We start from the raw sequence: 3,072 nt of genomic DNA, 5'->3' as shown, positions 1-3,072 counted from the left end.
GACCAACACAGTCCTATCGAGCGCGACAGGGGACCGTGTTGGTCTCGACACGCCTCCGCCTAGCGGCTCCAGCGGCTCGACCAGCGGCGACTAGGAAAGCTCTTGGCTGCGTACGTAGGCGGCGCGGGTGGCCTCGAGGAAGGCCGCCCGCAGGCCGCCCTGCTCGAACGCGCCCAGCGCGGCCGCGGTGGTGCCCCCGGGCGAGGTGACCTGCTCGCGGAGGATCGCCGGGTGGGTGCCGGACTCCAGCAGCTTGGCGGAGCCGGACAGCGTCTGGATGACGAGCGTGGTCGCATCGTCCCTGGTCAGCCCCAGGTGGACGCCCGCCTCGATCCAGGCCTCGGCGACCAGGAAGGCGTACGCCGGGCCGGAGCCGCTGATCGCGGTGACCGCGTCGAGCTGGGACTCGGGGACGGTGATCACCTTGCCGACGGCGGCCATCAGGTCGGCCGCGGTGGCGACCGCCTCAGGCGTCGCCTTGGCACCGCCGGCGACCGCCGACATGCCTTCGCCGACCAGAGCCGGGGTGTTGGGCATGACCCGCACGACCGAGACGCCGTCCGGGACGGCAGGCTCCATCGCGGAGGTCGGGACGCCCGCGGCCAGCGAGACCACCGTCGTCCCCTCTCGCAGCGCGGACGCGATCGACTGCAGCACCGGCACCACGCCGTAGGGCTTCACCGCCAGCACCACCACGTCGGCCTCTGCCGCGGCGTCGGTGGCCGACAGCGTACGGATGCCGTGCTTCTCGCGGAGCGCCGCCGCCTGCTCCTCGCGCGCCTCGACGACGATGACGCCATCCGGGGCGTGACCGGCCTCGAGAAGTCCGGCGAGGACGGCCCCACCCATGTTGCCTGCTCCGATGATCGCGATCGTCATGCTCGCCAGTCTGTCAGAGCGGATGACCTGCATGAATAAGGCCCCACGGGACCCAAGCAACTGCTAGGTTGCGATACCCACGCCCGTAAATTCGCCGCTGGTCATCGGGAGGCCACATGCGCATTCGACGTACGTCCCTGCTTGCTGTGGTCGCCCTCGCGGTGACGGTCGCGATGGTCGGTCCACCGGCGTCGGGAGACGAAGGGGAACGGCAGCTCCCATCCCCCGAGTCCGAGGTCAACGTGACCGGCGAGCCGTTCACGGGCACCGCTCCGGACGGCACCGTGGAAGGGCTGATCGACGCCCACAGCCACATGTTCATGCAGGACGGGATCGGCGGGGCGGCCGTCTGCGGGAAGGCCTTCTCCGAGGCCGGGATCGCGGACGCGCTGAAGGACTGCCCCTCCCACGGGATCGCCGGAGAGACCGCGCTGCTGGAGAACCTGACCCGCTCGGGCAGCCCCCTCGGGTTCCACGACACCGCCGGCTGGCCCTCGTTCAAGGACTGGCCGGCCTACGACTCGCTGACCCACCAGCAGATGTACTACCGCTGGGTCGAGCGCGCCTGGCGCGCCGGCCAGCGGATCCTCGTGGTGCAGCTGACCAGCAACAAGGCGCTGTGCGCGATCAACCCGGGCACCAACCAGTCCTGCGACGAGATGACCGCAGTGCGGAGGCAGGCGCGGGATGCGTACGACACCCAGGCCTTCATCGACGCGCAGTACGGCGGCGAGGGGCGCGGGTGGTACCGGATCGTCACCGACGCCGAGCAGGCGCGCGAGGTGATCGAGGACGGCAAGCTCGCCGTCGTGCTCGGCATGGAGACCTCAGAGCCGTTCGGCTGCTCCCAGAAGCTGCGGCTGCCCTCGTGCACCCGCGCCAACATCGACGCCGGGCTCGACGAGCTGAAGTCGCTCGGGGTCTCGTCGATGTTCCTGTGCCACAAGTTCGACAACGCGCTGTGCGGGGTCCGCTACGACAAGGGCACCACCGGGCTGCTGATCAACGCCGGGCAGTTCCTCACCACCGGCACGTTCTGGACGCCGAAGGCCTGCAGCGCCGACCAGCCGCACGACAACAACCCGCGCCTGGTCGACCGACCCGCCGAGCTCGACTGGCTGCCGCAGCCGCCGATCTACCCGTCGGGGACGGTGTGCAACCCGCACGGCCTCTCCGCCCTCGGCGAATACGCCCTGCGCGGTCTGATCAAGCGCGGCATGATGGTCGAGGTCGACCACATGAGCGCCAAGGCCGCCGCCCGCGCCCTCGACATCCTCGAGGAGACCGACTACCCCGGCGCCCTCGCCAGCCACTCCTGGATGGACGAGCGCTACCTCGACCGGCTCTACGCCCTCGGCGGCTTCTCGACGATCTACGGCCACAGCACCGACGAGTTCCTGGCGGAGTACGCCCGCACCGCACCCGTCCGTGACCGCTACGACGCGGGCATCGGGTTCGGCTTCGACATGAACGGCTTCGGCGGCACGCCCGGACCGGCGAAGACTCGCGTCAGCTACCCGTTCCGCAGCTTCGACGGTGGCTCCGTCATCGACCGGCAGGTCACCGGTCAGCGGATCTGGGACTACAACACCGACGGCGTCGCCCACTACGGGATGATCCCCGACTACCTCGAGGACCTCCGCCTCACCGGCGGCCAGGACGTCATCGACCACATCGTCCGCGGCCCCGAGTCCTACCTGCGTACGTGGGCGGGGGCACAGTCAGCAACACGCTGACAGGCAGGCCTGCCGTCATGTCAGAAGGGGGTGGTTCAGTCGTCACTTCTGGGACGTCTCAGCCAGCCGCCGCCGTACAGCGCCCAGAGGATGAGCGCAGGCTGGAAGAACAGCCGGATCAACCGCTTGCTGTCTGTGTCGAGACCGAACGCATCGACGCCTTCCACATACTGCGCGATGTTGCCGGGGAAGACCGCTACGAAGAACGCCGCGAGCAGCGCTCCGACGAGCCGTCGCTGGGACGGCAGAACCAGGAACGCCAGCCCGAGACCGATCTCGACGACGCCCGAGGCGAGCACCGTCAGGTCCTCGTCGATCGGGAACCAGCTGGGCACCTGCGCCCGGAATTCTTGTCGCTGGGCGGTCAGGTGCGCCACCCCGGCGCCGACCATCGCAACACCCATCAGGAGGCGCGCGGCGGTGCGCGCGATCGAGGTCATCGCATCACTCTAGGAGC

The 3,072-nt window shown here is 69.7% G+C and carries 3 protein-coding genes; 1 reads left to right on the top strand and 2 read right to left on the bottom strand.

The features are described 5' to 3' along the window. Positions 1–90: 90 nt before the first annotated feature. Positions 91–879 (bottom strand): pyrroline-5-carboxylate reductase, encoded by a 789-nt coding sequence (gene proC, locus ACFU7D_RS29205; RefSeq protein WP_378873922.1) that lies wholly within the window; start codon positions 877–879, stop codon positions 91–93. Positions 880–995: 116 nt separating this feature from the next. Between proC and ACFU7D_RS29200 the strand changes: the two genes are divergently transcribed. Continuing rightward, positions 996–2,615, top strand: a complete 1,620-nt coding sequence (locus tag ACFU7D_RS29200) for a Coagulation factor 5/8 type domain-containing protein (protein ID WP_378873920.1) — start codon at positions 996–998, stop codon at positions 2,613–2,615. A 35-nt stretch (positions 2,616–2,650) separates the two neighbouring features. On the opposite strand, the gene ACFU7D_RS29195 is transcribed toward ACFU7D_RS29200, so the two are convergent. Then, positions 2,651–3,055, bottom strand: a complete 405-nt coding sequence (locus tag ACFU7D_RS29195; protein ID WP_378873917.1) for a hypothetical protein — start codon at positions 3,053–3,055, stop codon at positions 2,651–2,653. Positions 3,056–3,072: the final 17 nt, after the last annotated feature.

Origin of the sequence: Nocardioides sp. NPDC057577 (genome assembly GCF_042801335.1) — a bacterium.
GTDB lineage: Bacteria > Actinomycetota > Actinomycetes > Propionibacteriales > Nocardioidaceae > Nocardioides.
This window is presented reverse-complemented; position numbering and strand designations above follow the sequence as displayed.